This window comes from Streptomyces sp. NPDC002623, assembly GCF_053592635.1.
In genome coordinates this window covers 41,658-58,447 of record NZ_JBSFWB010000014.1, presented here as the reverse complement: position 1 = coordinate 58,447, position 16,790 = coordinate 41,658, and the positions used below count along the sequence as shown (strand labels likewise).

The following is a 16,790-nucleotide window of genomic DNA, read 5'->3' as shown; positions in this document are numbered from 1 at the left end:
CAAGCCCTCGCGAAGGAGTCGGGGGAGCGGGCGTGATCCCGGACAGAGAGCAGGCAGGAAACCAACGCATGGGTCTCACGAGCAACAAAGTGCTGCTGCTGTCAGTGCTGTTCGCCTTACTGCTGTTCGTCGGCACGGTGTGGCTGTGGCCGCGGCTGGCCAAGCGCGGCTGGCGGGCCGTCAGCGGGCGGATCGGGCTGCTGCTCGCCACCCAGTTGGCGCTCTTCGTGTCCATAGGCCTCTCCGCCAATCAGGCGTTCGGCTTCTACGCCAGCTGGGCGGACCTGTTCGGTCAGGAGACGGACCAGGGCGTGGTCGTGGACCACGCGGCGGGCGGCGCCCCGGCGGGGCCGCTCCAGGTGGTCGACACGCGGCGCGTGGACGGCGGCGCCGGCGGGCGGCCGCAGATCGGCGGCCAGATCCAGAAGATCGCCGTCCAGGGGCGTACGACGCACATCGCCACGCCCGCGTACGTGTACCTGCCGCCGGAGTACTTCGCCCCGGAGTACCGCACGCGCACGTTCCCGGCGGCCGTGGTCCTCACGGGCTACCCCGGTACGGCAGAAGCGTTGGTGGACAAGCTGCACTACCCGCGCACCGCGCGGCAGCTCGCCGAGGACGGCCGCATGCAGCCGATGATCCTGGTGATGATGCGGCCGACCGTGGCGCCGCCGCGGGACACGGAGTGCGTGGACATCCCGGGCGGCCCGCAGACCGAGTCGTTCTTCGCCAAGGACCTGCCGGACGCCGTGACGGCCCACTACCGGGTCGGCAAGAAGCCCGGCAGCTGGGGCATCATCGGGGACTCCACGGGCGGCTACTGCGCGCTGAAGCTGGCGATGCACCACCCGGAGGTCTATGCGGCGGGCGCGGGTCTGTCGGCCTACTACAAGGCGCCGATCGACCCGACCACGGGAGACCTCTTCCACGGGAACAAGGAGCTGCGCAATGAGGCGGATCTGCTCTGGTATCTGAAGAACCGTTCAGCTCCCAAGACCTCGCTGCTCGTCACCAGCAGCAAGGAGGGCGAATCCAACTACAAGGCCACGCTGAAGTTCATAGGGCTGGCGAAGGCGACCGGCCGGACGAGGATCTCGTCGATCATCCTGGAAAGCGGCGGGCACAACTTCAACACCTGGCGGCGGGAGATCCCGCCGACGCTGGAGTGGATCAGCGGGCGGCTAGCGGGCGGCTGAGCGACCGGTGAGCACCGCGGTCCCCCCGGCCCGGCGCCCCGCCCAGAAATGATCTTGCCTCTTGTCGAATTCGGCGACCGCTCGGTTTCCTGATGCCATGTGAAGGCTTCGGTATGACTGTGTTTTTGCGGGGCGGGGCGCCAACAATCGCCTACGCGCGGTAAGTTTCTGGCCATGCCACGTGGACGTCACCGCCATTCCCCGCCTTTGCACAGGCTGCTGCCTCCCACGGCGATCGCAGGCGTTTCCCTTGTCTGCGCCCTCGGCCCCTGGGTGTTCACGGAGCAGACGCCGCTCCGAGTTCTGGCCGCGGCCGCCGCGGCGACGGCTGTCGTCGGCGCGGTCGTGATGCGCCACTGGGACATTCAGGCAGGCAAACAGGTCGCCGACCTCACACGCGCGCGTGCCGGTGACGAGTGGCGTTTCGAGGAACGCGTCGCCGAGCTGGAGAGCGACCTCGACGAATCGCGTGAGCTGCGGGTCAAGCTGGAGCAGCGGCTGAGGGCCAAGCGCGCCGAGCTGGCGGGCCTGCGCAACGAGCACGCCGCGCTGCTGCGCCGCTACGCCACCGCGGAGACCGAGCGCGCCACCGCCCTGGAGGGCCGCCGTCTCCTCGAGATAGAGGCGGCGCCCACACCGGCGCTGCCGGCCGCCCGCGCGGCGCAGGACGAAGCTGAGGCGCTGGATGAAGCCCAGGCGCTGGACGAGGCCCAGGAGGCGGCCGAGGCTCAGGAGGCGGCCGAGTCGACCGACTCCGTCGTCGAGGCCGACGAGTCCGCCGAGGCCAGCGAGTCCGCCGAGGCCAGCGAGTCCGCCGAGGCCAGCGAGTCCGTCGAGTCTGCCGACGAGGAGCCGAAGGCCCCGGCGGCCTTCTCCCCCGAGGGGTCCAAGCTGTTCCTGCGGGCGCAGGCGGCCCTCGCGCGGTTCGACGTCGACGGCGTCAAGGCGGCGAAGAGCGACGGCCCTGCCGACGCCGAGGCGGAGGCCGCACAGGAGGACGAAGTACGGGGGAAGCCCGAGGCGGTCGACGAGCACGCGCGCGCGGCCGCCCCCCACCAGGCCGTCGAGGACGACGACGAGACCCCGCAGGACACGAGCCCGGCGAACGAGGCCCCCGCCTCGGAGACCGACGACCTGGAAGCGGACGTTCCGGAGGCGGTCCCCGCCACCATGAAGGCGGACGACGCCACCGCGAAGGCGGACGACGCCGAGACCGTGCGGCCCGAGCCGCCCCTGGACCGCGGCCCCGGTGGCGGCGCCCGGGTCACCGTCCCCGCCCCCGCCGCCGCCCAGGCCGCGGCGCTCGTCCGCCGTCCCGCCGCTCCCGTGCAGCGCCCCTCCGGTCACTTCGCCGTGCCGACGGCCGTCGCCTACGTACCGGCCGCGCAGCCCCTGCGGCGGCCGACGGCCGAGGGCGGGTTCGACTTCTTCGGCACGAAGAGCGAGTCGACGTCCGAGGCCATGGAGGCGGTGCAGAACGAGGACCTCGCCGACGTCGTCGGCCAGGAGGCCCTCGCGCTGCACAAGGCCGAGTCCGAGGCGGAGTTCAAGCCGCTGGACGAGGCGCCGCGCGGAGTGGGCCAGGTCATCGACCTGACCGCCCACGACGAGACCGAGCACATCGACCTCCAGGGGCTGCGCAGCGCCGTCTCCTGACGCGCTACGCCATCCACCGGTCGGGCCGGGCGTCCAGGCGCCCGGTCCGCGACCGCTCCGCCTGCCCTCGAAGCAGCTCCGCGGCCTCCTGTGCGTCCCGCAGCCGGGCTGTGACGGTCTTTCCGGCCCCCGTGTCCACATGGACGTCCGCGAGGCGCCAGAGGCGCTGCCAGGGCCCCTGCGTCAGCCGTACGCTCTGCACCTTCGCGTGCGGCACGAGCGACAGCCTCCGCCGCAGCATTCCGTGCCGGGAGGCGAACACGGCGTCCGTGACGGCGATTCCGTAGCCCCGCCACCACACCGGCACACACCGCCCGGCCCGGCGCGGCGGACGCGACAGCGAAACCTCGGCCGGGACGGTCACCCCCGGCAGCACGCGCGCGACGACGCGCTCCGCGGCCTCGCGCGGGGCGACCGGCACGAGAACCGAGTTCGCGGAGCCGGCGACGTCCAGCTCGACACGCACCCAGCCGAGCCGGCGCCACAGCAGCGGCTGGACGATCCGCACGGTCTGCACCCGGCCGGGCGGCACCGTCTCGTGCGTACGGTCCAGCAGCCCGTGGTCGATCCGCAGCCCGTCCGGCGACTCGCCCACCGTCCAGTCGTACTCGCCGACGAACCGTCCCACGCTGCTCGCGCCCGCCGCGCCGAGCAGCGGCACGCCGGTCGCGAGGACCGTCCACACGCTGTGGGTGGCCAGCCACAGCACGGGCGGCACGACGAGCGCGGCGGCGAGCGCGCCCCAGGTCGCGCCGGTCAGCACCAACGCGAGCGCGAGCTTGCGCGCCGGCACGCGCAGCAGCTCGCGCGCGGGTGCTTCGCCGACTTCGTGCGCCGTCTCCGGAGCGAAACCGGCCGCCCGCGCGAGCAGCTCCGCCCGCAGGGAGCGGGCCTCTTCCTCGCCCAGGAAGGCGAGTTCGTCCTTCTTCTCGGCGCCGACCACGTCGAGCCGGAGTTTGGCGACGCCCGCGATCCGGGCCAGCAGCGGCTGACTGACGTCGATCGCCTGGATGCGTTCGAGCCGGATGTGAGCGGTGCGCCGGAACAGCAGGCCGGTCCGGATGCGCAGCTCGCTGTCCGTCACCGCGAAGTGGGTGAACCACCAGGTCAGGAAGCCGTAGAGGGAGGCCGCGGGGACGACGACGGCGAGCGCGATCAGCAGGGTGGTCGTGGTCAGCCGGGTCAGCTGTTCCTGCGCCTGGTTCGGGTCGTGGACGGCCCACCCGACGAGGACCGCGATGGGCGCCCACGCCCGCCGGAACGGCGTCACGGGGTGCAGCCGACGCTCGGCGACCAGCCGCTGCGGACGGACGGCGGGCGTCTCGGGCCCGACCTCAGGTGCCTCCGGCACGTCCGGTACGCCGTCCTCGACGCCCGGCGTGGTCACAGCCCCGCCGATCGGGCCTCGCCGAGTTCGGTGAGCCGGTCGCGCAGCCGTTCCGCCTCGGCCGGGTCGAGGCCCGGGATGGTCGCGTCGGTCGCGGCGGCCGCGGTGTGCAGCTGGACGCTCGCCAGCCCGAAGTGGCGCTCCACGGGACCGGAGGCGACCTCGACGAGCTGCATGCGCCCGTACGGCACGACGGTCTCCTGGCGCCACAGCACGCCCCGGCTGATCAGCAGGTCGTCGGCGCGCTCGGCGTACCGCCAGGAGTGCCAGTTGCGGCCGAGCAGCACCCAGCCCCAGCCGACGCCGGCCAGCGGCAGCACCGCGAACGCGGCCCACGCGGGGCCGACCAGCAGGCCGAGCAGCAGCCCGGTGCCGACGGCCGCCAGCCCCAGCCACACCACCAGCAACAGTCGCCGCATCCGCAGCAGTCCTGCCGGCAGCCCCGTCCACACCGGTTCGGCCCCTGCCGTCTCCGCGCCCGCCGGGCTCCCCGTTTCCATACGGCCAGCGTACGTAGGAGAGACTGTTGCCCATGACTCCTATGACGGAGACCACGGTCGGGATCGGCGGTGCCGCGGAGAGCACCGACATGGTGCTCAACATCGGCCCCCAGCATCCCTCCACGCACGGTGTGCTGCGGCTGCGGCTCGTCCTGGACGGCGAGCGCATCCGGCACGCGGAGCCGGTGATCGGCTATATGCACCGCGGCGCGGAGAAGTTGTTCGAGGCGCGCGACTACCGCCAGATCGTCATGCTGGCCAACCGTCACGACTGGCTGTCGGCGTTCTCCAACGAGCTGGGCGTGGTCCTCGCGGTGGAGCGGATGCTCGGCATGGAGGTCCCCCCGCGCGCGGTGTGGACCCGCACGCTGCTGGCCGAGCTGAACCGGGTGCTCAACCACCTGATGTTCCTGGGGTCCTACCCCCTGGAGCTGGGCGGCATCACGCCGGTCTTCTACGCCTTCCGTGAGCGCGAGGTGCTCCAGAACGTCATGGAGGAGGTCTCCGGCGGGCGCATGCACTACATGTTCAACCGCGTCGGCGGCCTCAAGGAGGACCTGCCGGCCGGTTGGTCCACGCGTGCGCGTGCAGCCGTCGCCGCCGTGCGCTCCCGCATGGACGTCTTCGACGACCTCGTGCTCGGCAACGAGATCTTCCGGGGCCGCACGCGGGACGTGGGCACCCTCGCGCCGGAGCACGTCCACGCGTACGGCGTGAGCGGGCCGATCGCGCGCGGCTCGGGCGTCGACTTCGACCTGCGCCGGGACGAGCCCTATCTGGCGTACGGGGAGCTGCAGGACACCCTGAAGGTGGTGACCCGGACCGAGGGCGACTGCCTCGCCCGCTTCGAGTGCCTCCTGGAGCAGACGCACAACGCGCTCGACCTCGCGGACGCCTGCCTGGACCGCCTCGTGGACCTGCCGCCCGGCCCGATCAACCAGCGGCTCCCGAAGGTCCTCAAGGCGCCCGAGGGGCACACGTACGCGTGGACCGAGAACCCGCTCGGCATCAACGGCTACTACCTCGTCAGCAAGGGCGAGAAGACGCCGTACCGGCTCAAGCTGCGCTCGGCGTCGTACAACAACATCCAGGCGCTCACCGAACTGCTGCCGGGCACGCTCGTCGCGGACATGGTGGCGATCCTGGGCTCGATGTTCTTCGTGGTGGGGGACATCGACAAGTAGGCGTCACGGGTCGGCGTCGGCGAGCGGGTCCGCGATTCCCACCGGCTGGAGCAGCCAGCCGAAGTCGCCCAGTCCGCCCGCCGCGGTGAGCTCGGCGGCCTCCCCGGCGCTCGCGAGGGCGCGTACATAACCGGCGGGGTCCGTGGAGGCGAGCGCGAGCGGGGGGCGTGCGCCCGCGATGCCCAGGGCGCGCAGGGCGGCGCGCTGGGTGAGCAGGCGCGCGGGCAGGCCCGGCTCGCCCGCCGCCGTCTCGCCTGCCGCCGTCTGGCCCGCCGCCGTCTCGCCCGCCTCCGCGCACGCGTCCAGCGCGACGTGGGCCGTGATGTCGCAGGTCCCGTCCGGCACGGGCGCCGTCTCGCGCCCCTCCCGGAAGCCGGTGAGCGTTCCGAACGGGGGGCGCGCGTCCGCCGAGTGCGCGTAGTCCACCGCGACCGCGAGCCCCCGTACGACGCACGCCACGGCGGACGCCCACGCGGTGTCCCGGGGGAGTCCGATCTCCGCCCGCAGCCCCTCCTCGTCCGCCAGCGGCCACCACCGCGCGAGCCACTGTGCCTCTGCGCCCGACACCGGCTCCCCGGGCCGCTCGGCCCCGTCGTCGCGGACGAGCAGCAGCCGAGCCACTCCCGTGGAGTCGACCTCCGCGACCTCGACGGGGACGTTGTCGAGCCACTCGTTGGCGAACAGCAGCCCGGTGATCTCTCGGGGAGGCTCGGGCAGCCACTCGATCCGGTGAGCGAGTCCCTCGGGGCGGTCGGCGATCTCGACGGCGCACGCGCGTGTGCGTGCGGCCACGTCGGCGGGGAGCGCGGCCAGGACCGCGGTGACCAGTTCGCCCCGGCCGGCGGCCATGTCGACGAAGTCGAGCGACGCGGGCCGGCCCAGAGCCTCGTCGACCCGGCACAGCAGCCGGGCCACGGCCGCGGCGAACAGCGGCGAGGCGTGCACGGACGTACGGAAGTGGCCGGCCGGGCCCTCGGCCTGCCGGTAGAAGCCGCCTGTGCCGCCTGTGCCGGCCGTGTCGCCTGCGCCCCCTGTGCCAGCCGTGGCTCCTGTGCCAGCCGTGGCTCCTGTGCCAGCCGTGCCCCCTGTGCCAGCCGTGGCCCCTGTGCCAGCCGTGGCCCCTGTGCCGGCCGTGCCGACTGCGCCTGCCGTGCCGCCCGTCCCGTACAGCGCGGACTGCGTCGCCGCTCGCCAACCGCGCCATTCGCCCGAGCCGGTCATCTCGTCCACCACCCGGCCAGACTAGGCGTACAGGTGATCACGGCATCCACCTTGCGGAGTACACGCGCCCGAACCGGATCGGTCCTCCGGTTGACCCGTGCACGCATCCGGCTTCCCTACGCTGGGTTACGTGCAGCGCCTCTATGACTTCCTCCGCAGACACCCGACAGGGGTGGACGGCTTCTGGGCCCTCGTCCTGTTCGGGATCTCCGCGGCTGCCGGAACCGCCGGTCAGGACCGCGGCGGCACCGACTCCATGGCGCTGCTGGTGCCGGTGGTGTTCCTGTTGTGCCTGGTCATCGCATTGCGTCGACGTATGCCCGAGCAGATGCTCGTGCTCGCCGCCGCGCTCGGACTGGCTCAGCTGGTGCTGAACGTCGGCGTCACGGCGGCCGACTTCGCCCTGCTGGTGATCGTCTACACCGTCGCCGCGACCGGTGCCCGCTGGGCCTCCCGGCTCGCACTGGTCATGGCCCTGGGCGCGGCCACCCTGGCGCAGCTGCGCTGGCCGCACGAGAACGCCAGCGTGCCGGGCCAGGTCGCGGTCATCGTCTTCCAGACGGTGCCGTTCGCCCTCGCCTGGGTGCTGGGTGACTCCATTCGCACCCGCCGCGCGTACTTCGCGCAGCTGGAGGAGCGGGCGGCCCGCCTGGAGAAGGAGCGCGAGGCGCAGGCGAAGGTCGCGGTGGCCGCCGAGCGGGCCCGCATCGCGCGCGAGCTGCACGACGTCGTCGCGCACAACGTGTCGGTGATGGTGGTGCAGGCCGACGGCGCCGCCTATGTCCTCGATGCCGCGCCCGACCAGGCGAAGAAGGCCCTGGAGACGATCTCCTCCACCGGGCGCCAGGCGCTCGCCGAGATGCGCCGGCTGCTGGGCGTGCTGCGCACCGGTGAGCATCAGGAGGGCGGCGAGTACGTGCCGCAGCCGGATGTCGAGCAGATCGAGGACCTCGTCGAGCAGTGCCGCGGCTCGGGCCTGCCGGTGGACTTCAAGGTCGAGGGCACTGCGCGGCCGCTGCCCAGCGGTGTCGAGCTGACGGCGTACCGCATCGTGCAGGAGGCGCTGACGAACACGCGCAAGCACGGCGGACCGAACGCGGGCGCGAGCGTGCGCCTGGTCTACTTCGACGACGGTCTCGGCCTGCTCGTCGAGGACGACGGCAAGGGCGCCCCGCACGAGCTGTACGAGGAGGGCGGCGCCGACGGCGCGGGCCACGGGCTGATCGGCATGCGCGAGCGGGTCGGCATGGTGGGCGGAACCCTGGACGCGGGCCCGCGACCCGGCGGAGGATTCCGCATCAGCGCCCTGCTCCCGCTCAAACCCGCGCACTGACACCGATGCACGCCCCCTGTTGACACCTGTCACGCCCCCAAGAACCACCCGAACAACCACTCGAAACAACCACTTGAACGACTTGAACGACTTGAACCACCTGAATCTCCTGAACCACCTGACGGAAACAGAAGAAACGGAAGAGGACTCGATGGCGATCCGCGTGATGCTCGTCGACGACCAGGTGCTGCTGCGCACCGGGTTCCGGATGGTGCTCGCCGCCCAGCCGGACATGGAGGTCGTGGCAGAGGCGGGCGACGGTGTCGAGGCCCTTCAGGTGGTGCGTTCCACGGAGGTCGACGTCGTGCTGATGGACGTCCGTATGCCGAAGCTGGACGGTGTGGAGGCCACCCGGCGCATCTGCGCGGAGCCCGACGCGCCGAAGGTGCTGATCCTGACCACCTTCGACCTGGACGAATACGCGTTCTCCGGGCTGAAGGCGGGAGCCTCCGGCTTCATGCTGAAGGACGTCCCGCCGGGCGAGCTCCTCGCCGCCATCCGCTCCGTGCACAGCGGTGACGCGGTGGTCGCCCCGTCCACCACCCGTCGGCTCCTCGACCGGTTCGCGCCGATGCTGCCCGCCACCGGCAAGGAGGCCCAGCACAAGGAGCTGGAGCGGCTCACGGAGCGGGAACGCGAGGTCATGGTGCTGGTCGCCCAGGGGCTGTCCAACGGGGAGATCGCGGCCCGGCTGGTGCTGTCCGAGGCGACCGTCAAGACCCACGTGGGCCGCATCCTGACCAAGCTGGGGCTGCGCGACCGCGTCCAGGTGGTGGTCCTGGCGTACGAGACGGGGCTCGTGCGGGCAGGCGGCCACTGATCGGCGCACACCGACCGCCGCACACCGACCGCCGCACACCGACTGCCGCACACCGACTGCCGCACACCGACCGCCGCACACCGACCGGCGGCCACCGACCGGCGGCTGCTGGACGGCGGCCGCTCCACTAGGGTCTGCGCATGCTCCTGTGGATCAACGGCCCTTTCGGGGGCGGCAAGACACAGACCGCACACGAGATACAGCGCCGTCTGCCCGGCAGTGTCGTCTGCGACCCCGAGCACGCCGGCTTCGGCCTGCGCCGCATGCTGCCGCCCGACCTTCGGGGGGACTTCCAGGACCTGACCTCCTGGCGACAGGGTGTCGTCGAGGTCCTCGACCTGGCGCTCGACCGACGCGACGGCGTGGTCATCGTGCCCATGACCGTGACCGATCCCGGGTACTTCGGGGAGACCGTCGGCCGGCTGCGCGAACTCGGCCACGACGTACACCACTTCACGCTCCTCGCCGAACGCGAGACGGTTCTGAGGCGGCTGCGTGAGCGGGGCCTGGGGCACCTCCTGGGGTTCATGGCCGGAAAGAGCGCGGGGCTGCGCCGGGAGAGCTGGGCCGTCCAGAAGCTCGACCACTGCCTCGAACGGTTGAGCGAGCCGGAGTTCGCCGAGCACCTGTGGACGGACCACTCGACCGTGCCGAAGACGGCCGACCGCATCGCCGTCCTCGCCGGGCTGACCCTCAGGCCCAACACCGAGGGCGCGCTGCGGACGAGGCTGCGGCAGGCCGGGGTCGGCCTGAAGCACATCCGCTTCGACTGACCCCGTGGAGCTCCTGCCGGCTCACCGGGCCTACAGCGACTACAGGCACTACAGGCCCCACAGGCACTACGGGCTACAGGCCCCACAGGCCCCACAGCGCCTAGCGGAGTATCCCTTCCAGGAAGTCGCTGCCCAGCCGGGCCACCACCGTCACGTCGAGCTGGTGCAGCACGTACCGGCCGCGCCGGCGGGTGGTGAGCAGGCCCGCTTTCTTCAGGACGGCGAGGTGCCGGGATATCTCGGGGGCCGTCACGCCCTGGGCCTGGGCCAGTTCGGTCGTCGTGTACGCGCTGCGGGCCAGCAGGCGGCAGATCCGCATCCGGACGGGATGGGACAGCGCGGTCATCCGTAGCGTCAACTGCTCCACCGAGGGCGGCGAGGCCAGCTCCGGTGAGGCGACCGGGTAGTGCAGCACGGGCTGCCAGCCGTACCGGTACAGCACCATCAGGTGCGGCCAGCCGAGGCTCGTCGGCACGAGCAGCAGGCCGCCGTCCCCGGTGGTGGTGCGGGCCTGGACCAGCTTGTCGACGGTGATGCGAGCCCCGGCCTCGTCGAGCGTGACGGCCGGGGACACCGCGGCGAGCGTCTCCGCCAGCCCTTTGTGGCGCAGCAGGTCCGTCTTGTGACGGGCGTCGGCGGCGAGCGGGATGCGGACCCGGGCCCAGACATCGGCGAAGAACGCCTCGTCGCAGTCCTCCAGGAACTGCCTGAGCCAGGCACGCACGCGTGGCGGGTCGTCGAGCAGCCGTTGGGTGAACCGCACCTGGCGCGGCCCGCGCGCGGCGGCCAGTTCGAAGGCGCGGCGGCGCAGTTCCGGGTCGGCGAGGACGTGATTGCTCGGCAGTTCGTACCCGGAGGAGCAGGTGAACTCCAGGGACAGGTCGACGAACTGCTCGTCCGTCAGCTTGTCGATGAGGTCGAGATCCTCGGCGAGCGTGGCCCCGGGGAGCGTGTCTCGGCCCGGGATGCCCGCGTAGGGCAGGAAGACGTCCGAGAACGTCGTCCGCCACAGGAAGTCGGCCTCGCACATCCGGTCGGCCAGATGGGGGTCGAGCCGAGCGGTGACGCCGGTGACCCAGCCCTGGAGGCCGGGATGGTGCCCCGGCTCGGCCAGCGCGTGCAACGCCGTGCCGAGCTCGGCCAGGGGCGAGGGCACGACGGCGACCCGCTCCGGCCGCAGCCCCGCGATGTCGATGCTCAGGCTCATGTCCTCATGGTGCACCCCGCCACTGACAACGCGATTCCCGATTGACGGTCGCCGTCAATCGACGCGACGCGGGGCGGCCGTCGGGCGCAGCCTGGAGAGGCCGGGGCAGCCGCGGAGCCCCTTCACCTCCTGCTACGCCCTGATCACGTTCGTTCCGAGAGGGATCGGCCATGAGCATCACCCAGCAGTACGCCCTCGACGCCTACCGCGCCCGGCAGCACGGCGAGCCCGTCGTTCCCGCGCCGGGCGCCCACGATTGGCAGGTGATGCGTGAACTGCGCGACTACCAGCAGTTCCGCGCGGTCGTCGCGGGCCGCCCCGCCCACGGTCGGCTGCGGCGGGCCCTGGCCCGTCGGCTGCACCTGCGCCCACGCCCTACCTGCTGACCCCCTCTGCCTCTTCCGCACCTTCCACCTCTTCCGTACCTTCCGCCCCTGCGGGCCCCTCTGCGGCTTCGGAAGCCTCGGCAGCCGCGGTCGCCTCGGTCACCCGGGCCAGCCGGGTCGCGAAGTCTGCGACCGCCGCCTTCACGTCGTCCGCCGTCCACGTCAGGCCGGCGGCACGGACGGTGACCTCGGTGAGGGACAGTCCGGGCCCGCCGCGGGCCCAGGCGGCGGCGAACAGCATCGTGCCCGTCTCCTCGGCCTGGAGCGCCGCCGCCTCGGCGAGCACGTCCGCCTTGTACGGCAGCCAGACCTGGAACTCGTGCGTGTGCGGCACTTCAGGGTGCACGCGCGCCCACGGGACGTCCGCCTCGGCGAACCCCTCGCGCAACGCGGCTGCCACCACGCGCGCGTGGGCCACGTACTCCGGCAGCCGGGGCAGTTCCCGCTCCAGCCCGACGAGTGCCGACAGCGCGGTGGGGAACTGCTGGAAGATCATGCCGCCGTAGCGGTGCCGCCAGGTCTTCGCCTCCTCCACCAGCGTCCTCGGACCGGCCAGCGCCGCGCCGCCGAAGCCGTCGAGGGACTTGTAGAACGAGACGTAGACGCTGTCCGCCAGACCCGCTATGTCCCGTAGGGGGCGGCCGAAGTGGTGGGTCGTCTCCCACAGGCGCGCGCCGTCGAAGTGCACGACCGCATCGCGCTCGCGTGCCGCCTCCACGACCTCGGTCAGCTCCTCCCAGGAGGGGAGCACGAAACCGGCGTCCCTCAGGGGCAGCTCCAGCATCAGTGCCCCGAAGGGCTCCTCCAAGGCGCGCACCTCCTCCGCCGTGGGCAGCCGGGGCTCGCGCGTCACCTGGACCGTGCGCAGCTCGCTGACGGTGGTGAACGCGCCCCGCTCCCACACCTCGGGGTGGCTCAGCGCGTGCAGCGCGACCGTGGGGTTCCCGGTGCGGCCCGCCCAGCAGCGCAGGGCGACCTGTTGGGCCATCGTGCCGGTGGGGAAGAACGCGCAGGCCTCCGTTCCCAGCAGCTCGGCGACCCGCTTCTCCAGGGCCTCCACGACCCCGTCGCCGTAGATGTCGGTGGGTTCGTCCAGGTCGTAGACCTGAGGCGCAGCCTCCTGCAGCAGCGTGAGCCTGTCACGCAGCGTGCCCCGGAACCCCCCGCGCGCGAGCACGCGTTCCGCCTTCCGGAAGGCGACCGCCCGCCGCTCCCGCAGGCGCTGCTGCGCCGACTTCTCCTCGCCCTGCTCCGCCGTGTTCGTCATGCTCCGGATGATGCCGTGCGGCGGTTCGCACAGGCATGCGTATTTCTGGCATCCGGGCGGCCTCCGAGGAGCGGGTGGGAAAGCCCACAGCCTGTGGACGACCGGACTCCCCTCGAACCAATCGCGTTAACATGACGAGAAATCGTCCGGTACCCGGAGCGGACTGGAACGGAAGGCCGTCGTCGCGTGAGTACAGCCCAACAGCCAGACCCCAGGGACCGCCCCGCGCGGCTCGCCGTCGGCGTCGTCGGCGCCGGCCGGGTCGGGCCGGCCCTGGCCGCGTCCCTCCAACTCGCCGGGCACCGCCCGGTCGCCGTCTCCGGCGTCTCCGACGCCTCCAGGCGACGCGCCGCGCTGCTGCTGCCCGACGTGCCCCTCCTCCCGCCCGCCGAGGTCCTCCGGCGCGCCGACCTGGTGCTGTTGACCGTCCCCGACGACAGCCTGCCCGGACTCGTCGAGGGCCTCGCCGAGACCGGCGCGGTACGACCGGGGCAGCTGCTCGTGCACACCTCCGGGCGGTACGGCGCGAAGGTCCTGGACCCCGCCCTGCGCGCGGGCGCGCTGCCGCTGGCCCTGCACCCGGCGATGACCTTCACGGGCACGCCCGTGGACGTCCAGCGGCTGGCGGGCTGCGCCTTCGGCGTCACCGCGCCCGACGAGCTGCGGCTGGCCGCGGAGGCCCTCGTGATCGAGATGGGCGGCGAGCCGGAGTGGATCGCCGAGGAGAGCCGCCCGCTCTACCACGCGGCCCTCGCCCTGGGCGCCAACCACCTGGTCACGCTGGTCGCCCAGTCCATGGAGCTGCTCCGCGCGGCCGGCGTCGAGGCCCCCGACCGGATGCTCGGCCCGCTGCTCGGCGCCGCCCTCGACAACGCGCTGCGCTCCGGGGACGGCGCGCTCACCGGCCCCGTCGCGCGCGGGGACGCGGGCACGGTCGCCGCGCACGTCGCACAGCTGCGCGAGCACGCCCCACAGGCCGTCGCCGGCTACCTGGCGATGGCCCGCGCGACCGCCGACCGAGCGCTCGCCCACGGACTCCTGAAGCCCGAACTCGCCGAGGACCTCCTCGGGGTACTCGCCGAGGAGGCCCACGGCACCCCTGGCGCCCCCGGTACGCCCGGCCCCGGCACCCACGGCACCGAAGGAGATGCCGGATGACCACTGCTCTGCTGCGCACCGCCGACGAACTCCACGCACGCACGCGTGGCGGCCGCCGGACTGTCGTGATGACGATGGGCGCCCTCCACGAGGGGCACGCCACGCTCGTCCGCACCGCCCGCGAGCTCGCCGGGCCGGACGGCGAGGTCGTCGTCACGGTCTTCGTCAACCCGCTGCAGTTCGGCCAGGGCGAGGACCTCGACCGCTACCCGCGCACCCTGGACGCGGACCTCAAGATCGCCGAGCAGGCCGGCGCGGACGTCGTGTTCGCCCCGTCCGTGGACGAGGTCTACCCGGGCGGCGAGCCCCAGGTCCGCATCACCGCGGGCCCCATGGGAGGCCGTCTGGAGGGCAGCTCCCGTCCGGGGCACTTCGACGGCATGCTCACCGTCGTCGCCAAGCTGCTGCACCTCACCCGGCCCGACACGGCCCTGTTCGGGCAGAAGGATGCCCAGCAGCTCGCCCTGATCCGCCGTATGACCCGCGACCTGAACTTCGGCGTGGAGATCGTCGCCGTCCCGACGGTGCGCGAGGAGGACGGCCTGGCCCTGTCCAGCCGCAACCGCTTTCTGTCCGCCCGGGAGCGGCACACCGCGCTGGCGCTCTCCCAGGCGCTGTTCGCGGGCCGCGACCGGCACGCCGCGCAGGAGGCGCTGCGGGCACGCGCGCGTGAGGTGCCCGCGACGCACGCGCGTGCCGAGGCGCTCAGCGCCATAGGAGAGTCCCGCGCCGCCGCCGACGCGCACGCCGTCGCCAAGGCCGCCCCCGGCAACCCCGCCGCCGTCCGCGCGGCCGCCCGCCTGGTCCTCGACGAGGCCGTCCGCCACGACCCGCCGCTGGAGCTGGACTACCTCGCCCTCGTCGACCCCTCCGACTTCACCGAGATCGACGACGACTTCACCGGCGAGGCCGTCCTCGCCGTCGCCGCCCGGGTCGGGACGACCCGGCTGATCGACAACCTCCCCCTCACCTTCGGAGCCGCCTCGTGACCAGCACAGGCATACGACTGCACGCGCCCGCGCCCGGGTGGAGCATCGCCGCGGACGTGGTGGTCGTCGGCTCCGGCGTCGCCGGCCTGACCGCGGCCCTGCGCTGCGAGGCCGCCGGCCTGAAGACCGTCGTCGTCACCAAGGCCCGCCTCGACGACGGCTCCACCCGCTGGGCGCAGGGCGGCATAGCCGCGGCCCTGGGCGAGGGCGACACACCCGAACAGCACCTGGACGACACGCTGGTGGCGGGCGCGGGCCTGTGCGACGAGGACGCGGTACGGATCCTCGTCACCGAGGGACCCGACGCCGTGCGCCGGCTGATCGCGACCGGCGCGCACTTCGACGAGTCCGAGGAAGGCGGCCTGGAGCTCACCCGCGAGGGCGGCCACCACCGCCGCCGGATCGCGCACGCGGGCGGCGACGCGACCGGCGCGGAGATCTCCCGGGCGCTCGTCGAGGCGGTACGCGCGCGTGGACTGCGCACGATCGAGAACGCGCTCGTCCTGGACCTCCTCACGGACGCCGACGGCCGCACCGCCGGCGTCACCCTGCACGTCATGGGCGAGGGCCAGCACGACGGCGTCGGCGCCGTGCACGCCCCCGCGGTCGTCCTTGCGACCGGCGGCATGGGCCAGGTGTTCTCCGCCACCACCAACCCGTCCGTGTCCACCGGCGACGGCGTGGCGCTCGCCCTGCGCGCCGGCGCGGAGGTCTCCGACCTGGAGTTCGTCCAGTTCCACCCGACCGTGCTGTTCCTCGGCGCGGACGCCGAGGGCCAGCAGCCCCTCGTCTCCGAGGCCGTGCGCGGCGAGGGCGCCCACCTGGTCGACGCGGACGGCGTGCGCTTCATGGTGGGGCAGCACGAGCTGGCCGAGCTCGCGCCCCGGGACATCGTCGCCAAGGGCATCATGCGCCGCATGCAGGAGCAGGACGCCGAGCACATGTTCCTCGACGCCCGGCACTTCGGCGCCCACATGTGGGAGCACCGCTTCCCGACGATCCTCGCCGCCTGCCGCGTCCACGGCATCGACCCGGTCACCGAGCCCGTCCCGGTCGCCCCGGCCGCCCACTACGCCTCCGGAGGCGTGCGCACCGACTCCCGCGGCCGTACGACCGTGCCAGGGCTGTACGCGTGCGGGGAGGTCGCCTGCACCGGCGTGCACGGCGCGAACCGGCTCGCGTCGAACTCGCTCCTGGAAGGCCTCGTCTACGCCGAGCGCATCGTCGCCGACATCGCCGCGAGCCGGGCGGACGACCGGCTCCACGCGCGTGTGCCCGCGCCCGTCGAGCACCCCGAGCGCCCCGCGCACCCGCTCCTCGCCCCCGAGGCCCGCTTCGCCATCCAGCGGGTGATGACGGAGGGCGCGGGCGTCCTGCGCTCCGCCGAGTCCCTGGAGAAGGCCGCCGACCAGCTGCAACGACTGCACACCGAGGCCCGCGGCGCCCTCGACGAGAACGGCAAGACGGCCGAGCCCGGCGTCGACACCTGGGAGACCACCAACCTCCTGTGCGTCGCGCGCGTCCTGGTCGCCGCCGCCCGGCAGCGCGAGGAGACCCGCGGCTGCCACTGGCGCGAGGACCACGGCGACCGCGACGACGCGAACTGGCGCCGCCACATCGTCGTCAGGCTGAATCCGGACCGCACGCTCGCCGTACACACCACCGATACCGCAGACTTCCCCCCTACCCGGCAGCACCACCAGGAGCAGTGAC

15 protein-coding genes are annotated in these 16,790 nt (G+C 73.0%); 10 read left to right on the top strand and 5 right to left on the bottom strand.

Annotation, left to right across the window (positions count from 1 at the left end; genetic code table 11):
* Positions 1-68: 68 nt before the first annotated feature.
* Together ACWD4O_RS25085 and ACWD4O_RS25080 are read left to right on the top strand one after the other, a co-directional pair.
* The gene (locus ACWD4O_RS25085; protein ID WP_451283026.1) at positions 69-1,196 is read left to right on the top strand and encodes an alpha/beta hydrolase; all 1,128 of its coding nucleotides are present in this window, start codon (positions 69-71) and stop codon (positions 1,194-1,196) included.
* 174 nt (positions 1,197-1,370) lie between these two features.
* Positions 1,371-2,852 (top strand): hypothetical protein, encoded by a 1,482-nt coding sequence (locus ACWD4O_RS25080; protein ID WP_451283024.1) that lies wholly within the window; start codon positions 1,371-1,373, stop codon positions 2,850-2,852.
* 4 nt (positions 2,853-2,856) lie between these two features.
* Here the strand turns inward: ACWD4O_RS25080 and ACWD4O_RS25075 are convergent, their stop codons facing one another.
* Positions 2,857-4,239 (bottom strand): PH domain-containing protein, encoded by a 1,383-nt coding sequence (locus ACWD4O_RS25075; RefSeq protein ID WP_451283022.1) that lies wholly within the window; start codon positions 4,237-4,239, stop codon positions 2,857-2,859.
* Entirely contained in the window at positions 4,236-4,739 is a 504-nt protein-coding gene (locus tag ACWD4O_RS25070; RefSeq protein ID WP_451283020.1) for a PH domain-containing protein, read from the bottom strand. The genes ACWD4O_RS25075 and ACWD4O_RS25070 overlap by 4 nt, the downstream gene beginning before the upstream one ends.
* Positions 4,740-4,771: 32 nt before the next feature.
* On the opposite strand from ACWD4O_RS25070, the gene ACWD4O_RS25065 reads away from it, so the two are divergent.
* Positions 4,772-5,923 carry an NADH-quinone oxidoreductase subunit D gene (locus ACWD4O_RS25065; RefSeq protein ID WP_351916061.1) on the top strand — a complete coding sequence of 384 codons (1,152 nt, stop codon included), beginning with the start codon at positions 4,772-4,774 and terminating at the stop codon, positions 5,921-5,923.
* Positions 5,924-5,926: 3 nt separating this feature from the next.
* On the opposite strand, the gene ACWD4O_RS25060 is transcribed toward ACWD4O_RS25065, so the two are convergent.
* Entirely contained in the window at positions 5,927-7,144 is a 1,218-nt protein-coding gene (locus tag ACWD4O_RS25060; protein ID WP_451283273.1) for an SAM-dependent methyltransferase, read from the bottom strand.
* 130 nt (positions 7,145-7,274) lie between these two features.
* On the opposite strand from ACWD4O_RS25060, the gene ACWD4O_RS25055 reads away from it, so the two are divergent.
* The 3 genes from ACWD4O_RS25055 to ACWD4O_RS25045 all read left to right on the top strand — a co-directional run bounded on the left by ACWD4O_RS25055 (position 7,275) and on the right by ACWD4O_RS25045 (position 10,070).
* A complete protein-coding gene (locus ACWD4O_RS25055) occupies positions 7,275-8,477 on the top strand; it encodes a sensor histidine kinase (protein ID WP_450950896.1) in 1,203 nt (400 codons plus the stop codon).
* Positions 8,478-8,628: 151 nt separating this feature from the next.
* The gene (locus ACWD4O_RS25050) at positions 8,629-9,297 is read left to right on the top strand and encodes a response regulator (RefSeq protein ID WP_450950897.1); all 669 of its coding nucleotides are present in this window, start codon (positions 8,629-8,631) and stop codon (positions 9,295-9,297) included.
* Between the two features lie 140 nt (positions 9,298-9,437).
* Positions 9,438-10,070, top strand: a complete 633-nt coding sequence (locus tag ACWD4O_RS25045; protein WP_451283017.1) for an AAA family ATPase — start codon at positions 9,438-9,440, stop codon at positions 10,068-10,070.
* A 100-nt stretch (positions 10,071-10,170) separates the two neighbouring features.
* Here ACWD4O_RS25045 and ACWD4O_RS25040 read toward each other — a convergent pair whose 3' ends face one another.
* Positions 10,171-11,277 carry a DUF5937 family protein gene (locus ACWD4O_RS25040; protein ID WP_451283015.1) on the bottom strand — a complete coding sequence of 369 codons (1,107 nt, stop codon included), beginning with the start codon at positions 11,275-11,277 and terminating at the stop codon, positions 10,171-10,173.
* A gap of 170 nt (positions 11,278-11,447) precedes the next feature.
* Here ACWD4O_RS25040 and ACWD4O_RS25035 point away from each other — a divergent pair, with 170 nt between their 5' ends.
* Positions 11,448-11,663: a hypothetical protein gene (locus ACWD4O_RS25035; protein ID WP_450950900.1), complete on the top strand. Its 216-nt coding sequence runs from the start codon at positions 11,448-11,450 to the stop codon at positions 11,661-11,663.
* On the opposite strand, the gene ACWD4O_RS25030 is transcribed toward ACWD4O_RS25035, so the two are convergent.
* Positions 11,653-12,930 carry a beta-eliminating lyase-related protein gene (locus ACWD4O_RS25030; RefSeq protein WP_451283013.1) on the bottom strand — a complete coding sequence of 426 codons (1,278 nt, stop codon included), beginning with the start codon at positions 12,928-12,930 and terminating at the stop codon, positions 11,653-11,655. The genes ACWD4O_RS25035 and ACWD4O_RS25030 overlap by 11 nt on opposite strands.
* Positions 12,931-13,116: 186 nt before the next feature.
* Between ACWD4O_RS25030 and ACWD4O_RS25025 the strand changes: the two genes are divergently transcribed.
* The 3 genes from ACWD4O_RS25025 to ACWD4O_RS25015 are packed head-to-tail and all read left to right on the top strand — an operon-like array spanning position 13,117 to position 16,789.
* Complete coding sequence (locus tag ACWD4O_RS25025; RefSeq protein ID WP_451283011.1) at positions 13,117-14,088, top strand: Rossmann-like and DUF2520 domain-containing protein; 972 nt, start codon at positions 13,117-13,119, stop codon at positions 14,086-14,088.
* Positions 14,085-15,077: a pantoate--beta-alanine ligase gene (gene panC / locus ACWD4O_RS25020; RefSeq protein ID WP_451283009.1), complete on the top strand. Its 993-nt coding sequence runs from the start codon at positions 14,085-14,087 to the stop codon at positions 15,075-15,077. The genes ACWD4O_RS25025 and panC overlap by 4 nt, the downstream gene beginning before the upstream one ends.
* Positions 15,074-16,789, top strand: a complete 1,716-nt coding sequence (locus tag ACWD4O_RS25015) for an L-aspartate oxidase (RefSeq protein WP_451283008.1) — start codon at positions 15,074-15,076, stop codon at positions 16,787-16,789. Before panC ends, ACWD4O_RS25015 begins: the two co-directional genes overlap by 4 nt.
* Position 16,790 lies beyond the last annotated feature (1 nt).